The sequence below is a fragment of the Paraclostridium bifermentans genome (genome assembly GCF_019916025.1).
GTDB lineage: Bacteria > Bacillota > Clostridia > Peptostreptococcales > Peptostreptococcaceae > Paraclostridium > Paraclostridium bifermentans.
This window is the reverse complement of record NZ_CP079737.1, coordinates 2,034,289-2,051,705: the sequence shown is the minus strand read 5'-3', so window position 1 is coordinate 2,051,705 and position 17,417 is coordinate 2,034,289. Positions and strand designations below refer to the sequence as shown.

The 17,417-nt window shown below is 28.5% G+C and carries 19 protein-coding genes; all 19 read left to right on the top strand.

All coding sequences use genetic code 11. The features are described 5' to 3' along the window. Positions 1-58 precede the first annotated feature (58 nt). The 19 genes from ftcD to KXZ80_RS09795 all read left to right on the top strand — a co-directional run bounded on the left by ftcD (position 59) and on the right by KXZ80_RS09795 (position 17,335). Positions 59-1,000, top strand: coding sequence for a glutamate formimidoyltransferase (gene ftcD, locus KXZ80_RS09885; protein WP_021433315.1), 942 nt, complete (start codon positions 59-61; stop codon positions 998-1,000). A 15-nt stretch (positions 1,001-1,015) separates the two neighbouring features. After that, positions 1,016-2,560, top strand: coding sequence for a dihydroorotase (locus KXZ80_RS09880; protein WP_021433314.1), 1,545 nt, complete (start codon positions 1,016-1,018; stop codon positions 2,558-2,560). A gap of 170 nt (positions 2,561-2,730) precedes the next feature. Next, complete coding sequence (locus KXZ80_RS09875; protein WP_021433313.1) at positions 2,731-3,342, top strand: cysteine hydrolase family protein; 612 nt, start codon at positions 2,731-2,733, stop codon at positions 3,340-3,342. Positions 3,343-3,523: 181 nt separating this feature from the next. Next, complete coding sequence (locus KXZ80_RS09870; protein ID WP_021433312.1) at positions 3,524-4,078, top strand: UbiX family flavin prenyltransferase; 555 nt, start codon at positions 3,524-3,526, stop codon at positions 4,076-4,078. Position 4,079: 1 nt separating this feature from the next. Further along, complete coding sequence (locus tag KXZ80_RS09865) at positions 4,080-5,420, top strand: UbiD family decarboxylase (protein ID WP_021433311.1); 1,341 nt, start codon at positions 4,080-4,082, stop codon at positions 5,418-5,420. A 27-nt stretch (positions 5,421-5,447) separates the two neighbouring features. Beyond that, on the top strand, positions 5,448-5,708 hold the full coding sequence (locus KXZ80_RS09860) for a BMC domain-containing protein (RefSeq protein WP_021431056.1): 261 nt from the start codon (positions 5,448-5,450) through the stop codon (positions 5,706-5,708). Positions 5,709-5,719: 11 nt separating this feature from the next. After that, positions 5,720-6,031 carry a hypothetical protein gene (locus tag KXZ80_RS09855; protein ID WP_021433310.1) on the top strand — a complete coding sequence of 104 codons (312 nt, stop codon included), beginning with the start codon at positions 5,720-5,722 and terminating at the stop codon, positions 6,029-6,031. 11 nt (positions 6,032-6,042) lie between these two features. Next, on the top strand, positions 6,043-6,393 hold the full coding sequence (locus KXZ80_RS09850; protein ID WP_021433309.1) for a BMC domain-containing protein: 351 nt from the start codon (positions 6,043-6,045) through the stop codon (positions 6,391-6,393). A 15-nt stretch (positions 6,394-6,408) separates the two neighbouring features. After that, the gene (locus KXZ80_RS09845; protein WP_270659173.1) at positions 6,409-6,687 is read left to right on the top strand and encodes a BMC domain-containing protein; all 279 of its coding nucleotides are present in this window, start codon (positions 6,409-6,411) and stop codon (positions 6,685-6,687) included. 4 nt (positions 6,688-6,691) lie between these two features. After that, positions 6,692-7,084 (top strand): hypothetical protein, encoded by a 393-nt coding sequence (locus tag KXZ80_RS09840; protein ID WP_021433308.1) that lies wholly within the window; start codon positions 6,692-6,694, stop codon positions 7,082-7,084. A gap of 2 nt (positions 7,085-7,086) precedes the next feature. Continuing rightward, entirely contained in the window at positions 7,087-7,359 is a 273-nt protein-coding gene (locus tag KXZ80_RS09835) for a EutN/CcmL family microcompartment protein (RefSeq protein ID WP_021433307.1), read from the top strand. A 2-nt stretch (positions 7,360-7,361) separates the two neighbouring features. Further along, the gene (locus tag KXZ80_RS09830) at positions 7,362-9,167 is read left to right on the top strand and encodes an adenine deaminase (RefSeq protein WP_021433306.1); all 1,806 of its coding nucleotides are present in this window, start codon (positions 7,362-7,364) and stop codon (positions 9,165-9,167) included. A gap of 153 nt (positions 9,168-9,320) precedes the next feature. Next, entirely contained in the window at positions 9,321-9,989 is a 669-nt protein-coding gene (locus tag KXZ80_RS09825; RefSeq protein WP_021433305.1) for a hypothetical protein, read from the top strand. Positions 9,990-10,058: 69 nt separating this feature from the next. Next, complete coding sequence (locus tag KXZ80_RS09820) at positions 10,059-10,541, top strand: prolyl-tRNA synthetase associated domain-containing protein (RefSeq protein WP_021433304.1); 483 nt, start codon at positions 10,059-10,061, stop codon at positions 10,539-10,541. 323 nt (positions 10,542-10,864) lie between these two features. Further along, complete coding sequence (locus KXZ80_RS09815) at positions 10,865-11,545, top strand: ABC transporter ATP-binding protein (protein WP_021433303.1); 681 nt, start codon at positions 10,865-10,867, stop codon at positions 11,543-11,545. A gap of 11 nt (positions 11,546-11,556) precedes the next feature. Beyond that, positions 11,557-14,097, top strand: a complete 2,541-nt coding sequence (locus KXZ80_RS09810) for an ABC transporter permease (RefSeq protein WP_021433302.1) — start codon at positions 11,557-11,559, stop codon at positions 14,095-14,097. A gap of 52 nt (positions 14,098-14,149) precedes the next feature. Then, positions 14,150-14,848 (top strand): response regulator transcription factor, encoded by a 699-nt coding sequence (locus KXZ80_RS09805; RefSeq protein ID WP_021433301.1) that lies wholly within the window; start codon positions 14,150-14,152, stop codon positions 14,846-14,848. Then, positions 14,849-16,069, top strand: a complete 1,221-nt coding sequence (locus KXZ80_RS09800) for a sensor histidine kinase (protein WP_021433300.1) — start codon at positions 14,849-14,851, stop codon at positions 16,067-16,069. A 240-nt stretch (positions 16,070-16,309) separates the two neighbouring features. Next, complete coding sequence (locus KXZ80_RS09795; RefSeq protein WP_021433299.1) at positions 16,310-17,335, top strand: LacI family DNA-binding transcriptional regulator; 1,026 nt, start codon at positions 16,310-16,312, stop codon at positions 17,333-17,335. Positions 17,336-17,417: the final 82 nt, after the last annotated feature.

Here is a 17,417-nt window from a genome sequence, read left to right as displayed (position 1 = left end):
TGCTTGTTTTAATAGTTTATCTACTTATTAAATTTAAAAAAAATAAGGAGATAATTGTATGGAGAAAAAACAATATGTATTAGCAGTGCCAAATTTTAGTAATGGAAAAGATAAAGATGTAATTGAAGCTATTGTAGACGTAGTTAGAAATTCAAATGTAAAGTTAGTGAGCTATGAACCAGAAGCAGATTTTAATAGAACAGTTGTTACATTTATAGGAGAGCCAGAAGATGTAAAAGATGCTTTAGTTAATATGGCTAAAAAATCTATAGAACTTATAGATATGAGAGAACATAAAGGAACTCACCCTAGAATAGGAGCACAAGATACTCTGCCTATATTCCCACTTAAAAATATAACTATAGAAGAGTGTGTGAAGCTATCAAAAGAAATAGGGGAAAGGTTACATAAAGAAAGTAAAGTCCCTATATACTTTGCAGGAGAAAGTGCTAGTACAGAAGAAAGAAAGGCATTTGCATATATAAGAAAAGGTCAATATGAAGGTGTTAGAGATCTTTTAAAAGAGATAAAAGATGATAGCAGTAGACAAGAAGAATACAATAATAGAAAGCCAGATTTAAGTGTTGATGGATTATTAAGTGAAAAAGCTGGAGCAACATTATCGAGCGCTGAAGTTAATGGGCTTACAGCTTATAATATATTCCTTGGAACTGAAAATGTAGAGATAGCTAAAAAAATAGCTAAAGCATTAAGAGGACCAAGTGGAGGATTTAGTACTGTTAGGGCAGTTGGAATTAAATTCCCAGAAAAAGAAGGAGTAGTAGTTTCTATGAATTTACTAGATTGTTATCAAACTCCTATTCATAGAGCGTTTGAATTTGTAAAAAGAGAAGCTGAGAGATATGGAGTAATAGTAACTGGAAGTCAATTAGTAGGACCTATAAAGCTAGACTATGTATTAGATACATTTAACTATTATTTACAATTAGAGGATTTTAAAAACGAACAAGTATTAGAAACTCATTTAATGGATATGTAAGGGGGATTTTAAATTATGGATTTAATTATAAAAAATGCAAACATACCTCAAGGAGACGAAATGGTTCTTACTAATATATTAGTAAAAGACGAAAAAATAGTAGGGTTTGTTGATGATATAAATATGATAGATGCAAAAGAAATTATAGATGCAAATAAAAACTTAGTAATGCCAGGTTGTATAGATTCACATACGCATTTTATGTATCAAGGATTTCCTCATAGAGAAAACTTTTTAACAGGAACAGCAGCTGCTGCAACTGGTGGAGTTACAACTATAATTGATATGCCTTGTTGTTCAGTTCCTTCAGTTAGAAGTATAGAACAATTAGAAACAAAACTAGGTATATGTGGACCACAAGCGGTAGTAGATTATGCTATGTGGGGAGGAGTTACAGGAGAAGATGTTCGTGAAGGTTGGATGCATAATGTAAAAGAACAAGCTGATTATGGGGTAGTTGCTTTTAAAGTTTATATGACTCCATCTGTTCCAACTTATCCAAGAGTTACGGATCCAGAAATGTTTGAATGTTTTAAAGCAGTATCAGAAACAGGGCTTCCGATAGGAATACATGCAGAAAATTTTGCAATGTGTGATTTTTATGTAAATAAATTTAAAGAAGAAGGTAGACTTGATGGACCTGCTTGGGCAGAAGCTAGAATGGAGCTTGCTGAAAAGGTTGCTATAGAGTTAGGCATTAGCTTTGCTGAAGCTAGTAAAGCTAGACTTCATATAGTTCATATGAGCACGGGTATAGGGGCTAAGCTAGTAAAAGAAGCTAAAATGAGAGGGTTAGACGTAACTAGTGAATCTTGTCCTCATTACTTAACTTTAAATTATCAAGATGCTATGACTGAATATGGGCCACTTGCAAAAATAGCTCCACCTCTTAGAACTAAAAAAGATAATGAAGAACATTGGAAAGGTATAAATGATGGAAGTATAGATTTCATAGCAACAGACCATGCACCATATGAAATAGAAAGTGAAAAATTAAAAGAAGGTACGAACATATGGACTTCATTCCCAGGTATACCAGGAGTTGAGACTATGGTACCTGTAATAGTAAGTGAAGGATACAATAAGGGAAAAATTTCACTAAGTAAATTAGTTGATATACTAAGTACTAATGCAGCTAAACATTATGGATTATATCCTAAAAAAGGTGCTTTAAATATAGGTTCAGATGCTGACTTTGCAATAATAGATTTAAATAAAGAATGGACTATTAAGAATGAGAATTTAGTAACTATGTGTGGATATACTCCACTTGAAGGAATGAAGTTAAAAGGAAGAATAATTAAAACTATAGTTAGAGGTAATTTAGTTTATGAAGATGGAGAAGCTGGAGTTTTAGGAAAATTAGAAAATTATGATGTTGTATTTAATAACCCTGAAGAATTAACTAGTGGAGAATATAAAGTTAGTTATAGAAAAGATCATCCAGAGTTAATTCTTGAACATGTCAAAAATATAAAAGGTATAAAGGTTAAACCAGGATTCGGTAAATTTATAAAGCGTCAGACAATAAGTAAGTTAGATAAAAATATCAAGTTCTAATGTTGATTAGTAGTGGAGAGCGGGAGTTGTGAATTGCTTCTGTCGCTAAAGACCTGAAGTGCGCGGTCTTTAACGCTTCTTCAGCAAGTCACAACTCCCACCCTCTATACTATCAATCTTTAGAAACTTAATTTTTTCGGTGAGGAAAGAGAATAAGAGGGGGATTTATTATGAAAAGACATGCAATTTTAGTTATAGATATGTTAAATGATTTTGTGGGAGAGAAAGCTCCATTAAGATGTCCGGGAGGAGAAAAAATAATACCTGATCTTCAAAAGCTTTTTGCTTGGGTTAGAGAAAGAAATGCTAGAGGATTAGACGATGTTCAGTTAGTGCATATACAAGAAGCGCATAGAAAAAATGATGCTGATTTTAGAGTTAGACCAGTTCATGCAGTTAAAGGAACTTGGGGTTCTGATTTTATAAAAGAACTTTATCCACAAGGTGAAGAATATATAGTTCCAAAGAGAAGACATAGTGGGTTTGCGCATACTGACCTAGATTTATATTTAAGAGAAGAAAATATAGATACTGTAGTTGTTACTGGAGTATGGACTAATGTATGTGTTAGAAGTACTGCTAGTGATGCATTATATAATGCGTATAAAGTTATAACTTTAAGTGATGGAGTTCATTCTAAAAATGATGAGATGCATGAAGCAGGGCTTAGAGATTTAAGTATATTTACGAAAGTTATGTCTATAGATGATTATATAGATGCATGGGAGAAAGACTTAGACCCTTGGGTTGGAGGCGGAGATACAGAAAACAAAGTAGAGTAGTTTAAATAGTGTTGATATTCTGGTTTAGGCTTGGAGAGGATATTTGGGATTTGCTCCATACAAGCTGAAAAGATGCTTGTAAATGTCGCTACATCCCAAAATATCACCTCAAGCCATACAGAATATCAACACTATATACTTTATGTATGAGAGAAAAAGATAGGAAGTGGAAGGGAATTTTATGAAAATTGTTGTTGGGATTTCAGGCGGTAGTGGAGCAATTTATGCTTTAGGAATTTTACAAGCATTAAGAGAGCTTGGTGTTGAGAGTCACTTGGTAGTTTCTAATATGGGTGAATATGTTGCTGAGCATGAGTGCGGGGTAAGTTTAGACGAGCTTAAAAAAATGGCTGATTTTTATTATGAAAATTATGATTTAGCAGCGCCGATAGCGAGTGGATCATTTAAAACAGATGGTATGATAATTGTTCCGTGTTCTATGAAGACATTGGCTTCAGTTGCTCATGGATTTAGCGAATCTTTATTAACTAGATGCGCTGATGTATGCATTAAAGATAGAAGAAAATTAGTATTACTTCCGAGAGAAACTCCTTTAAGTTCTATTCATCTTGAGAATATGCTAAAGCTTTCTAATATAGGGGTTACTATTATGCCTCCTACTCCAGGATTTTATAATCATCCTCAGGATATAAGTGATATTGTTTCATCTATTATAGGAAGGTGTCTAGATCAATTTGATATAGAACATAATTTACTTAAGAGATGGGGGGAATAATGTGGAGAGTCAAATGCTTAGATTTACTTTAGATAAATTAGAAAAATCAGGATATCTAAAAACTTGTAAAAAGAGAGTTGATAAAGAATTTGAATTAGGAGCTGTACTTAGGTATTTTGATAATGAAGTACCTATAGTTTTTAAGAATATAAAAAATTATGATATAGATTTAGTTGGTGGAGTATACGGAAATAGAAAAATATTTAATGATTTAATGGATGTAAATGAAGAAAATAGAATTTATAAATTTATGGATGCTATAGCAAATCCAAAATCTTATAAAGAAGTTAAAAGTGGACCTATTGCTCAAAATATTATAACTAAAAATATAGATATAAATAAATTATTTCCGATTCCTACATCTCATGAAAAAGATTCATCAAATTTTATAACAGCAGGGATGCTAATAATAAAAGATACAGAAACTAATGATACACATATGGCAGTTAGAAGATTCCAAATAAATGATAAAGATAATATAAGTGCTTTAGTATCTGGAGCTTCTCCTCATTTGAATAATATAATTAAAAAAGCTGAATTAAATAATGAAAAGCTAGAGTGTGCAATAGTTTTAGGATATGATGCAGAATTTTTGATAGCATCTCAAATTAGTTCTTCAAAATATGGGCTAGATAAGTATGAGGTTTATAGTGCTTTAAAAAATGAACCACTTGAAGTTATAAAATGTAGTAGGGTAGATATATTAGTTCCAGCATTTTGTGAAATTGTAATCGAGGGGTATTTAGATCCAAATAAAAAAATAAAAGAAGGTCCTTTCGGGGAACTTATGGGATATTATGGTGAAGTATCAAATCATCCAACTATAGACGTTAAAGCTATAATGCATAGAGATAATCCGATTTTTCAACATGCATTTCCTTCAAGAGAAGAACATTTATCAAATGGTCTTATAAGAGAGGTTGAAATATATAGTGCTTTAAAAAATATAGTGGATGTAATAGATATCAATGTAACGGTAGGTGGAGGATGTAGACTTCATGCAGTTGTAAAGATAAACAAGAAAAATGAAGGAGATGGAAAAAGTTCTATATTGACAGCGCTTGGAAGTAGTAAAGACTTAAAACATGTGGTTATAGTTGATAATGATGTAGATATATACAGCTATAAAGATGTGGAATTTGCAATAGCTTCAAGAGTGCAAGCAAGTGAGGATGTAATTATAATACCTAATGCACTTGGAAGTCCATTAGAAGCCTCTCATGTAAATAAAGGCCTTAGCGATAAAATGGGGATTGATGCAACGAAGCCTTTGGACAATGAATTGTTTAATAGAGCTATAATACCAGGTTATGAAAATATAAACATAGATGATTATTTTTAACTTCTTATGTTAAAGGGGTGAGTATGATTGAAAGCACTAGGAATAGTAGAAGTAAAAAGCTTAATAGGTGCAATTCAAGCTGCGGACACGATGTTAAAATCAGCAGATGTAGAGTTAGTTGACATAGATTTGGTGGGATCAGGAATAGTTGCAGCAATTATAAAAGGAGATGTAGCAGCTGTTAAAGCAGCTGTTGAAAATGGAGAAGAAAGTGCAGGAAGATTAGCGGAAATAATATCCACTAATGTAATAGCTAGACCTCATGATGAAGTAAGTAAAATTTTATAGGTGGTGGTTAAGTGGCAGATTTATTGACAAAAGCTGTTATGAAGAATATATCAAATAAAGCACTTAATAAAAAAACATGTAAAAAAGAAGAAAATAAAAAAATTGAAAATATAAATTGTAAAGAAGTTGAAATTTTAAAAAGTATATTATACAAAAATAGTAAAAAAAATAATTTAAATAATCTTAATAATGAGAAGCATATAAATAAAGAAATGAAATTTAAATCATTAAAAGATTTGAATCACAATATAGTTGTAGATAAAAATATAAATACAAATAATAAATGTAAAAATATGATTAGTTTAAAAGATTTAGCTAAATAAGGGGGGATAATATGAGAAAAGCCCTAGGGATGATTGAAGCTGTAGGACTTACTACAGCGATAGCAGCTCTTGATGCTGCAAGCAAAGCAGCGGATATTACACTAGTAGGATATGATAAAGTAATAGGTGTTGAAAAAGCGGTTAGTGTAACCATACATATAGCTGGGGAGGTTGCAGCAGTAAATGCCGCTATCGACGCTGGTGTTGAGGCAGGAAACAAAGTTGGGAAAATTGTTTCAAGTAAAACAATAGCAAGACCTCATGAAGAAATTGATGTTTTGATTAAAGAATTTGAAAAAAATCTTAAAGTAAAAAATATTAATAAAAAAGTAATAGAAAATAAAAGCAAAGAAAATAATTGATAACGGGAGGAATTTATTATGGGGCAAGCGCTAGGAATGATAGAAACTAAAGGTTTGGTAGGTGCAGTAGAAGCTGCAGATGCTATGGTTAAATCAGCTAATGTAACTTTAATGGGATATGAAAAAATAGGATTTGGATTAGTAACTGTTATGGTAAGTGGAGATGTAGGTGCAGTTAAAGCTGCTGTAGATGCTGGAGCAGAAGCAGCAAGAAATGTAGGTGAACTTCACTCAGTACATGTTATTCCAAGACCACACTCAGAAGTTGAAAGAGTAATTTTAAGCAGAGATTAAATAGATGAAAGAAAAAATTGATTTTACAAAAAATATATTGAACAAAATAAGTAAAAATATAAAAAAAGATAACAAAAAAGAATCTAGTAATTGTAAAACTCTTATATCAAATAATAAATTTAATTCTATAGACGACAATTCATATGTAATGATACCTACAAATCACAGGAATATAAAAGAAATTCTTGATCTCTTAAATAACAATCATACTAACTATAAAAATGAAACAATTGATCATGAAAATAAAAACGATGAAGCAAGTAAGGAAGTAATAACATTAAATGATATTATGAACTTAAATGAAGACCGTATAAGCATATCAAAGAATACTATAATAACTCCAATGGCAAAAGATTATATAAAACAAAAGAAAATAAAAATTGAAATAGGGGGATAAAAATGCAAATAGGGAAAGTTATAGGAACTGTAGTTGCGACTAAAAAAGATGATTCATTGGTAGGAAGTAAATTAATGATAACTCAGCCATTGAACTTAAAAAATGAAATAGATGGAAAACCACTAATAGCTGTAGACACAGTAGGAGCTGGAATTGGAGAACTTGTAATATATACAGAAGGTACAGCTGCTAGAAATGCAACAAAAAAATTACAATCATCGATAAATGCAGCTATTATAGGCATAGTGGATAATATAGATGTTTGGGAGGATTAAAATTGAAATATATAAAACAAGCAATGGAGTATAAGGAGTTAATAGATACACTTATGAGTTATAAACACCATGCAGATATTGTTCTGTATGGTGGGAACATTGTAAATGTACTGACAAAAGAAATATATACAGGAGATATAGCTATAAAAGGAAAGCATATATTAATGGTAGGTGATTGTGATAAATTAATAGGTGAAAACACTATAGTAGTAGATGTTCGTGGTAAATATTTATCTCCTGGATTTATAGATTCTCATATGCATTTTGAAAGTAGCATGCTAACAGTTACTGAGTTTTCTAGGCTTTCTATACCATCAGGTACTACAACTTTGATAGCAGACCCTCATGAAATAGGAAATGCCTTAGGTACTGTTGGAATGAAAGCTATGGCAGATGAAGCAAGTTTTGTTCCAAACTATGTAAGATTTGTAGTTCCTGCGTTAACTCCAGATTGCCCTAGCCTTGAAACAGCAGGAGTTGATGTTAGTTCTAAAGATATGGAAGATTTGCTAAACTATAAAAATATAATAGGTATAGGAGAACTTCAAGGATTTAGCAATGCAAAACATGTATACAACAATACTCCAGAAATAATAACAGACTTATTAGCATCGACTACTTATGCTAAAAGTATAGGGAAAATAGTAGATGGTAATGCTCCAGAATTGTTCTCGAATGAACTTGCTGCACATATAGTGTGTACTGGTGGAAAATGTTCTTGCCATGAAACAACTACTAAATCTGAATGTATAGAAAAGTTAAGACAAGGTGTTTACGTATTCATGAGAGAGGGATCAACTCAAAAGAATATGGGGGAATGTATAAAAGCAATAACAGAAGAACATTTGGATTCAAGAAGATGTATATTAGCTACAGATGATATGGTGGCAAAAGATTTACAAGAATTAGGGCATATGAATGAAATAATAAAAAGAACTATAAGAGAAGGTGTAAGTCCTGTTGAAGCTATACAAATGGCGACAATAAATTCTGCAACTTACTTTAACTTAGAGGATAGAGGTGTACTAGCTCCATCAAAAGTTGCTGATATTGCAATAATAAATGATTTGAATGATATGGATATAGAAGCGGTTTTTATAGAAGGAAAGCTTGTAGCTTCTAATAAAAAACTATTGATAGACTTGCCTAAATATACTTATCCTAATAGTGTAAAAAATTCTATTAAAATAGGTAAAATAAATGAAAAAGATATAGAAATTATAAGTAATGAAAGAGAAGTTGTTGCGAGATGTATAAAAGCGATACCTGATCAAAATTTGACTGAGTGTATGGAAGTTAAATTGAAAACTAGAAATAATGTAATAGAAGCAGATATAACTAATGATATTTTACATATTGCGTGTATTGAAAGATATGGGAGAAATAATAATATAGGTAAAGCTTTTGTTAATGGTTTTGGACTTAAAAAGGGTGCATTTGCAGAAAGTATAGCTCATGATACTCACAATATAACTGTTGTTGGAACTAATATAAAAGATATGGTAGTCGCAGTTAATAAGGTAATAGAAATGGGCGGAGGTATTGCTGTTGTTAATAATGGTCGAGTATTAGAAGAACTAAGATTAAATGTAGGAGGACTTATTACAGATGAACTTACAGGTAGTGAAGTAAGTGAAAAAATAGATTTACTAGAAAGTGTAGTAAGTAAAGATTTAGGTGGAAATTTACATGCTCCATTTATGCATTTATCCTTCTTAGCTCTATCTACTAGTCCTAAATGGAAAATTACCGATAAAGGACTAATCGATGTAAATAATTTTGAAGTTTTAAGTTCAATAGTTAATTAGTAAAAAATCCTAACTATAAAAATTAGTTAGGATTTTTTTGTGTTTTAGTATTTAATTATTTTGACAATTTAGATTAGAAATTAACATATATTGACTATATAAGGCTAAAAAAAACCTTATGTTAATTACATTTATAAAGGAGAATGATACTAATTGAATATAGATGAAGATAAAAGATTAAATTGTTGTGAAAAATTTGAATCAAAAATAATTAAAGATAATTGGGGATTTAGTTATATAGAATCTAATGTAAATTTTAAATCGGTTTCTGTATCTGTTTTACCTAAAAACGCTGTTTGGGAGGATATGGAGGGATTTGTTGATAGAAAGTATGGGCCGTTTGGATATTATATTAGAAATAAAAATGATGAAATTATAGCTAATCTAATATTTTACTTCTCATATAGTTGTAAAGGTACATTTAACGGAAAGGGAAGTTATTTAGCAGATGCAACTGTTTCACCTAAAACAATTTCTGCAAGTCCTGGATATTACTTGGACTGTAATGTAACTGCTAGTGAACCTAAAAATTATGGAACTAAAGAAAATCCAGCACCTGGGGTTACATTAAGATTGCAAGTGAAAATTTCAAGTTATAAAGATTTAACAAACTACAATGTATGCGGAACATCAAAATTAGAAAATATAGATGAAAAATCAATGTGTACAAGTCAAAATGAAATTGATTGTAATCAAAGCAACAATTTAAATTTTATATATCCACATTGCAGTTATGATGGACTAAACTCAATAGAGTTTTTTGCAATTGCTACATTAAGAGGAGATTGTCAAGTGAATTTAATTTCAGCTGAATGTTACTAATTTAGACAGTTTAAATAAACTAAAATTTATGTAATAATATACTTATATAAATGCAGCAGGGGGTAACTTATGAAAAAAGAAATATATAATAAATTAGATGAGCTAGATATAAAATATAATATTTTAGAACATGATGAAGTATTTACAGCTGATGAATTTTACGCAGTTACAAAGGACATGCCAGGGCATCACTGTAAAAACTTATTTTTGAAAAACTCTAATAAAAGTCTTAATTATTTAGTGGTATCAAAACACGATAAAGCTGTAGATTTAAAAGAAATAAAATCACAAATTGGAAGTAGTAGGCTTTCATTTGATTCACCAGATAAATTATATGAATTAATGAAGGTAACACCTGGTAGTGTAAATCCATTTAGTATTATAAATGATACAAATAGTGTAGTAGAAGTTATAATAGATAATGATTTACTAGATGGTCAAAATCTTAACTTTCATCCAGCTATAAATACGGAAACATTTAATATATCTGGAGATGATTTTATTAAGTTTTTAGATTATATAGATAATAAAGTTGTTAAGGTTAGTATATAAGATGATTTAAGTGTGCACAAAAATAATAAGATGTGAATAGGGAAATAAGTTTAGTCTATAGCATTAAAATACACATACAATTTGTATTAAATAAGATAATCTGAAAGGGTTATCTTATAAGAGCCAGTTCATGATAAAATATCAGGAACTGGCTCTTTAAATGTGATTTTATTTGAAAATATATTTAGCACAGTGTAGTTATAATTACATTTTTGTAAGTTAACATGAGAGATTGTAATGGTACGTTTATTGAGCTAAAAAAAGTATAAGTTTATAATAAATACATAATTTATCAATAAATATATAAATCGGAGGTTGGATATATGAAAGTCTTAGAGGTTAGAAATTTAAAAAAATATTATGGACAAGGTGAAAATAAAGTAAAAGCTATAGATAATGTAAGTTTCAGCATAAATAAAGGTGAATTCGTAGCAGTTGTAGGTCAATCAGGTTCTGGAAAGTCAACGCTACTTAACTTATTGGGAGGATTAGATAGACCAAGTAGTGGAAGCGTGGTTATAAATGATAATGAAATATATAAACTAGATGATGATAGATTAAGTATATTTAGAAGAAGAAATATAGGATTTATATTTCAATTTTTCAACTTAATACCAGTTCTAGACGTTGAGGAAAATATAGCATTTCCAACTCTTTTAGATAATGAAAAAGTAGACTCTAAATATTTAGATGAAATAATAAATACATTGGGACTTCAAAAAAGAAGAAATCATTTACCTTCAGAATTATCAGGAGGTCAACAGCAAAGGGTATCTATAGGAAGAGCTCTTATAAATAAACCCGCTATAATACTTGCCGATGAACCAACAGGTAACTTAGATAGTAAAACGACAAAAGAAGTTATAGATTTACTTAAATGTACGGCAAAAAAATATAACCAAACACTTATACTTATAACACATGACGAAAAGGTAGCAGAACAAGCGGACAGAGTTATAACTGTGTCTGATGGAAAGATAATAGATGATGTATATAATGCATAGGAGGAAAAATAATGATAAATAATTATAAAAGTGTAAGTAATAGATACTTAAAATACAATAAAAAAAGAACTCAGTTAATGATTATAGGTATAATACTTTCTATAGCACTTATAAGTTCTATTGGTACATTTTTGCTTGCGTTGCAAAATAGTTTTGTACAAGAGCAAATAAATTTGAATGGAAATTACCATATAATATTAAAAAATATAGATAAAGAAAAATTTGAAAAAATAAAAAACAATCCTCAAATAGAGTTTATATCTCCGGAAAACGAAATGGTATATGATAACTTTGTAGGAAATAAAAAAATAAATGTAAAGTCAGGTAATAAAAGTTTATTTAACATAGAAAATGTCCAAATTAAAGAAGGAAGATTACCTGAAAAAAATAATGAAATAGTTATAGAAAGCTGGATATTAAAATATTTTAAAAAACCAATTAATATAGGGGATAAGCTAAAGGTAGATAATAAAGAGTACATTTTAGTAGGTATAGCAAACGATAAGTGGGATTCTAAAGCAAGCGGAATAACTAATGGATATGTTTTAGATATTAATGTAGAAAAAGATATAAAAAATCTACCTATATATATAAAAATAAAGGATAATGCAAATAAAAGAGACGTTATAAATGATATTACTAAATTAGTGGGCAAAAACAATATAGCAGAAAATGATAGATTACTAAAGTTTACAGGAGAAAGCAAAGATAAAAGTATGAATGGTGCTTTATTTGGGATAGGGGCTATAGTTGTAGGAATAGTAGTAATGGCTACTATTATGCTTATATATAATGCATTTAATATAAGTATAGCAGAAAGAATTAAACAATTTGGTCAACTTAAAGCTATGGGAGCAACAAAAAAGCAAATAAGAACATTAATATTAAGAGAAGCAACTACGATAATAATAATAGCTATGCCTATAGGCTTATTTTTAGGAATAATATCTATATTTGGAATTCTCGGTATATTTAAATCTTTTACAAGAGAAGCGGATATAAAATTTATAATATCTCCTATAGTAATAATTGGTAGTATGGTGATAGGAGCTACATCAGTCTATATATCAGCTTTACTACCAGCTATAAAAGTATCAAAAATATCACCTTTGGTAGCAATAAGTTCTAGCAACTCAATAAGTAAGGAAAAAATAAAAAAATCAAGAAGAAAATATAATTTAAATAAGATGCTAAAAGTGAATCAAATAATGGCTATAAAAAATATAAAAAGAAATAAAAAGAGATTTTATATAACATCAATATCGATGGCTATGAGTGTAATTCTATTTATATCGTTTATAAGTTTTGCTAAATATGCTGGGAATTTTACTGAAAAGATTACAGAAGAAAGTAAGATGAGTTTTAGAATATCTCAAAATTTTGAGGGAGATAGAGAATACTTTATAGATGACAATATGCTTGAAAGTATAGAAAAACTAAATGGTATAGAAAATGCATATTCTAGTTATACACCTATAAAACTAAAGGCTGTAGTAGATGAGTATGTTATACCTAAGATAATTAAAGATCAGAATTATGATTTTATAAATACTGTTAAATATGAGAATAAAGATTATAAATATTTATCTGTACTTATGAATGCATTTGATAAGAATAAATTAGAAGCCTTAAATCCTTATGTATCTAGTGGAAGTATAGATAACTTAAAAGAAAATGAGGTAATAGTTATTAAAAATGAAAAGATGCCAAATGCAATTTTATCTCCTGTAATGAATCTGAAGGTTGGAGATGAAATAAAAATAGATCCTAATTATTTCTATAAACAAGAAAGATTAACTCAAGATCAGTATAGTAAAGGTTTAGAACCTAAAATAGAGGAAAATGCAAAAGATAGTTATAATAAAAATCAACTAATAACGCTTAAGGTGAGCGCAGTTATAGATGATGCTCCTTATTATCTAGGAATGAATGGAATACAAAAGATAATATTACCTACTGAAAATTTAAAGAGTATTATAAAAGATAATGATGTTGCTAAGAGTCAATTCAATAGAGAATCTGTAGGAATTAAGTGTGATTCTAAAAATGTAGATAAAGTAGAAAAAGAGTTAAATAGTTTTATAAAGATGTATCCTGACTTTAATGTTAAAAATGTTGAAGATTTAAATAAAGAGGCAATGGCATATAACTTACTTCCAATAATATTACTTTTAGGGTTTACGATAGTTATAACATTAATAAGTAGTATAAATATAATAAATACAATATCTACTAATATAACTATAAGAACAAAGGAGATCGCATCTTTAAAAGCAATAGGTATGACATCAAAAGAGTTAAAATCAATGATTTGTTTAGAAGGAATGTGTTTTGGAATATATGGAGGTATAGTTGGAAGTATAGTAGGAACTATATTATCATATATTATTTATTTAAAATTTTCAGAAATTAAAGGATTTGCATATAACATACCTTATATAGAAATTATAGTAGCTATAGTAGGAGTTATTGTAATAGGCTATATATCTGCATTAATTCCTATGAAAAAATTAAGAAAAAGTAATATAATAGAAGCTATTAAGGAAAATTAATAAAAAACCATGAGTTATCTCATGGTTTTTTGAATATACTTTGGAGGTAAACATGGAAAAAATATTATTAGTAGAAGATGATGAAGCCTTAGCTATGGGAACGGAATATTCACTTCTTGCAGAAGGGTTTGAAGTTAAAGTAGTAGGAAGTGTGGAAGATGCAAAAAGTGAAATAGAAAATAATGATTATGATTTAGCAATACTTGATATAAATTTACCAGATGGGACAGGATATGAAGCTTGTAAATTTATAAGAAAAACTAAGGATATGTCTATAATATTTTTAACCGCATTAGATGAGGAAGTAAATATTGTATTAGGACTGGATATAGGAGCAGATGATTATATAACAAAGCCATTTAGAATAAGAGAGCTGATATCAAGGATAAAGGCGGTACTTAGAAGAAGTAATAAATACAATTTTGGTAAAAGATATCTAAAAAGTGGAGATATAATTGTAGATACTTTTAGTATAGATATAAAAAAGAATAGACAAGAAATACTCTTAACAACACAAGAATACAAGTTATTACTTAGTTTTATGAAAAAGCCAAATCAATTTTTAAGCAGAGATGATTTGTTAGAATCAGTGTTTAAGAAAGATTATTATTATGTAGATGACAACACAATATCTGTTTATATAAAAAGACTTAGAGATAAAATTGAAGATAATTCTAAAGAACCAAAATATATAGTTAATAAAAGAGGTATGGGCTATAAATGGAACATGGAAGTAGAGGAAGTGATGTAGTTGGAATTATACAAAAATAGTGAAATAAAGAAAACTTTAATAATAATAGTTATAACTAATTTAATAACGTTTGCCATTTTAACTTTAGTATTTTTTATTTCATATGATAAGTTGAAAATTGATTATATAGAAAATAAAGCATATACAATAGGTTCTCTAAGTAGTAAATATCCAAATCTTGAAAATGACATAGTAAGTTTAAGTTTTAGTAATGTTAATAAAAAGGATTTAGATTATGGATTAGATATAATAAAAGATTATGGATATAGCACTAAGTTAAATATGAAATTTATTGGAAATTTTAATAATATATTTGTTATAACTTGTATATTTATAGGTATTATAATGATAGTGTTTACGTTTATAAATATAGAAATAAGTAATATATATCATAGAAAAGTATGCATTAAATTAAATAGATTGACCAACGCATCTAAGGAAATTTTAGCTTGTAATTATGATGTAGATATAGATGAATATGAGGAAGGTGAGTTTTCAAAAATTTCATATGCTTTTGGACAAATGAGAGATGTAATTAAAAATCAAATGAATAATATAAATAAAGAAAAAGAGTTTTTAGTTAGAATAATATCTGACATATCTCATCAGCTAAAAACTCCTTTGGCATCTACTATGATATTTAATGAAATAATGCTTAGCGAAAATGTAGATGAATTACAAAAATACAAGTTTTTGAAAGCAAGTAAAACTCAATTAGAACGTATGGAATGGATGATAAAATCTTTATTGAATTTAAGCAAAATAGATGCTAAGGCAATTAAGTTGAAAAAAAATGAAGTTAATTTGAATTTAATTATAAGAGAAGTTTTAACTAGTTTAGATATGTTATCTGTAGAAAATAATGTAGAAATAGTATTTGAAGAAAAGGATAAAGCTATTATTTGTGGAGATAAAGAGTGGATAAGAGAAGCTTTAATAAATATTGTTAAAAATAGTATAGAACATTCTAAAAATAGTAGTGTTAGAGTTAGTATAGAAAAAAGTAAAGTATTTACAAAAGTAATTATAAAAGATAATGGGGAAGGTATAAAGAAAGAAGATATACCTAATATTTTTAATAGGTTTTACAGAAGTAATAAGCCTAACTCTGTTGGTATAGGACTTTCACTGAGTAAATCAATAATAGAAGCTAATAATGGTTATATAGAGGTAAGCAGTGAGCTAGGAGGAGGGAGTGAATTTAGAGTTGTATTTTATTAGAGTAGTAGTTTGACAAATTTAAACTATAGCAATTTAATGAGGATAATATAAGTATTCAGAAAAATTTAATAATCAATAAAATAAAACACTTATCAATATAAATTATCTATAGTAAGTGTTTTTTAGAATATATATTTATTTTTACTAAATATATATCTTATAATATAATATAGTAAAAACAAATAATACATTAAAGATAAAAATAGAAACTATTAATCTAAGGAATTGAGGAAAGATGATATGAATATAAAGACAAAAGATATAGCTAGCAAATCAGGTGTATCTATAGCTACAGTCTCTAGATATTTAAATAAATCCGGATATGTAAAACAAGAAACAAGGGAATTGATTAAGAATGCAATACAAGAAATAAAAAAACAAGACAACATATATGAAAAAGAAAAAAATATTGCAGTAGTATTTCCGGATTTATCAAATATGTTTTTTACAGATGTTCTTAAAGGATTAACTGAAGAAGCAGATAAATTGAACTATAATATATTTTCATTTGATAGTGGAGAAAGTATTGAAAAAGAAATGAAAATAATTGATGCATTAAAAGACTTTAATATATGTGGGCTAATAATTACTACAACTATAAGAAATAGAGAAACTACCAAAAAGCATGTTCAAAACCTAAATTCTTTGGGAGTACCTATAATATTAATAGATAGAGATTTGATATTTTGTGATTTTGATGGCATATTTAGTGATAATAAAAAGGGAGCTTTTGACGGTGTAGACACTTTAATAGCTGAAGGACATCAAAAAATTGCTGTTATAACAGGTCCTTTAGAGTATGAGACAGCTCAACTTAGATTAGAAGGATATAAGCAAGCACATAATGTGAATGGATTAGAAATAAATGAAAATTATATTCATGAAGGAGATTATCAAATTGACTCGGGATATAATCTTACAAAAAAAATAATAAATAATAATAAAGATGTAACTGCGATATTTAGCTGCAATAATATGATGACATTAGGAGTTATAAATGCATTAAATGAGATGGAAATGAAAATAGGACAAGATATATCTTTACTAGGATTTGATGATTTAGAATTTTTTACTTATCTAGGGTTAAATATTAGTGTTGTTTCTAGGCAAACTTCTGAAATGGGGAAAATAGCTTTTGAAGTTTTATCAAAGAAAATTTTAGAAGAAGAACCGTATACTACTCAAAATATAGTATTAAAACCAAGTATTGTGCTCAGAGGGTCTGAAAAGTTAATAAAGATTAATAGTAAAACAGAGGCTAAATAGCCTCTATTTTTTTTGAAAAATACAAAGATGTAAAAATATGAAAGAAATATGAAAAAAATATGAAAAATATATTGAAAAAGTG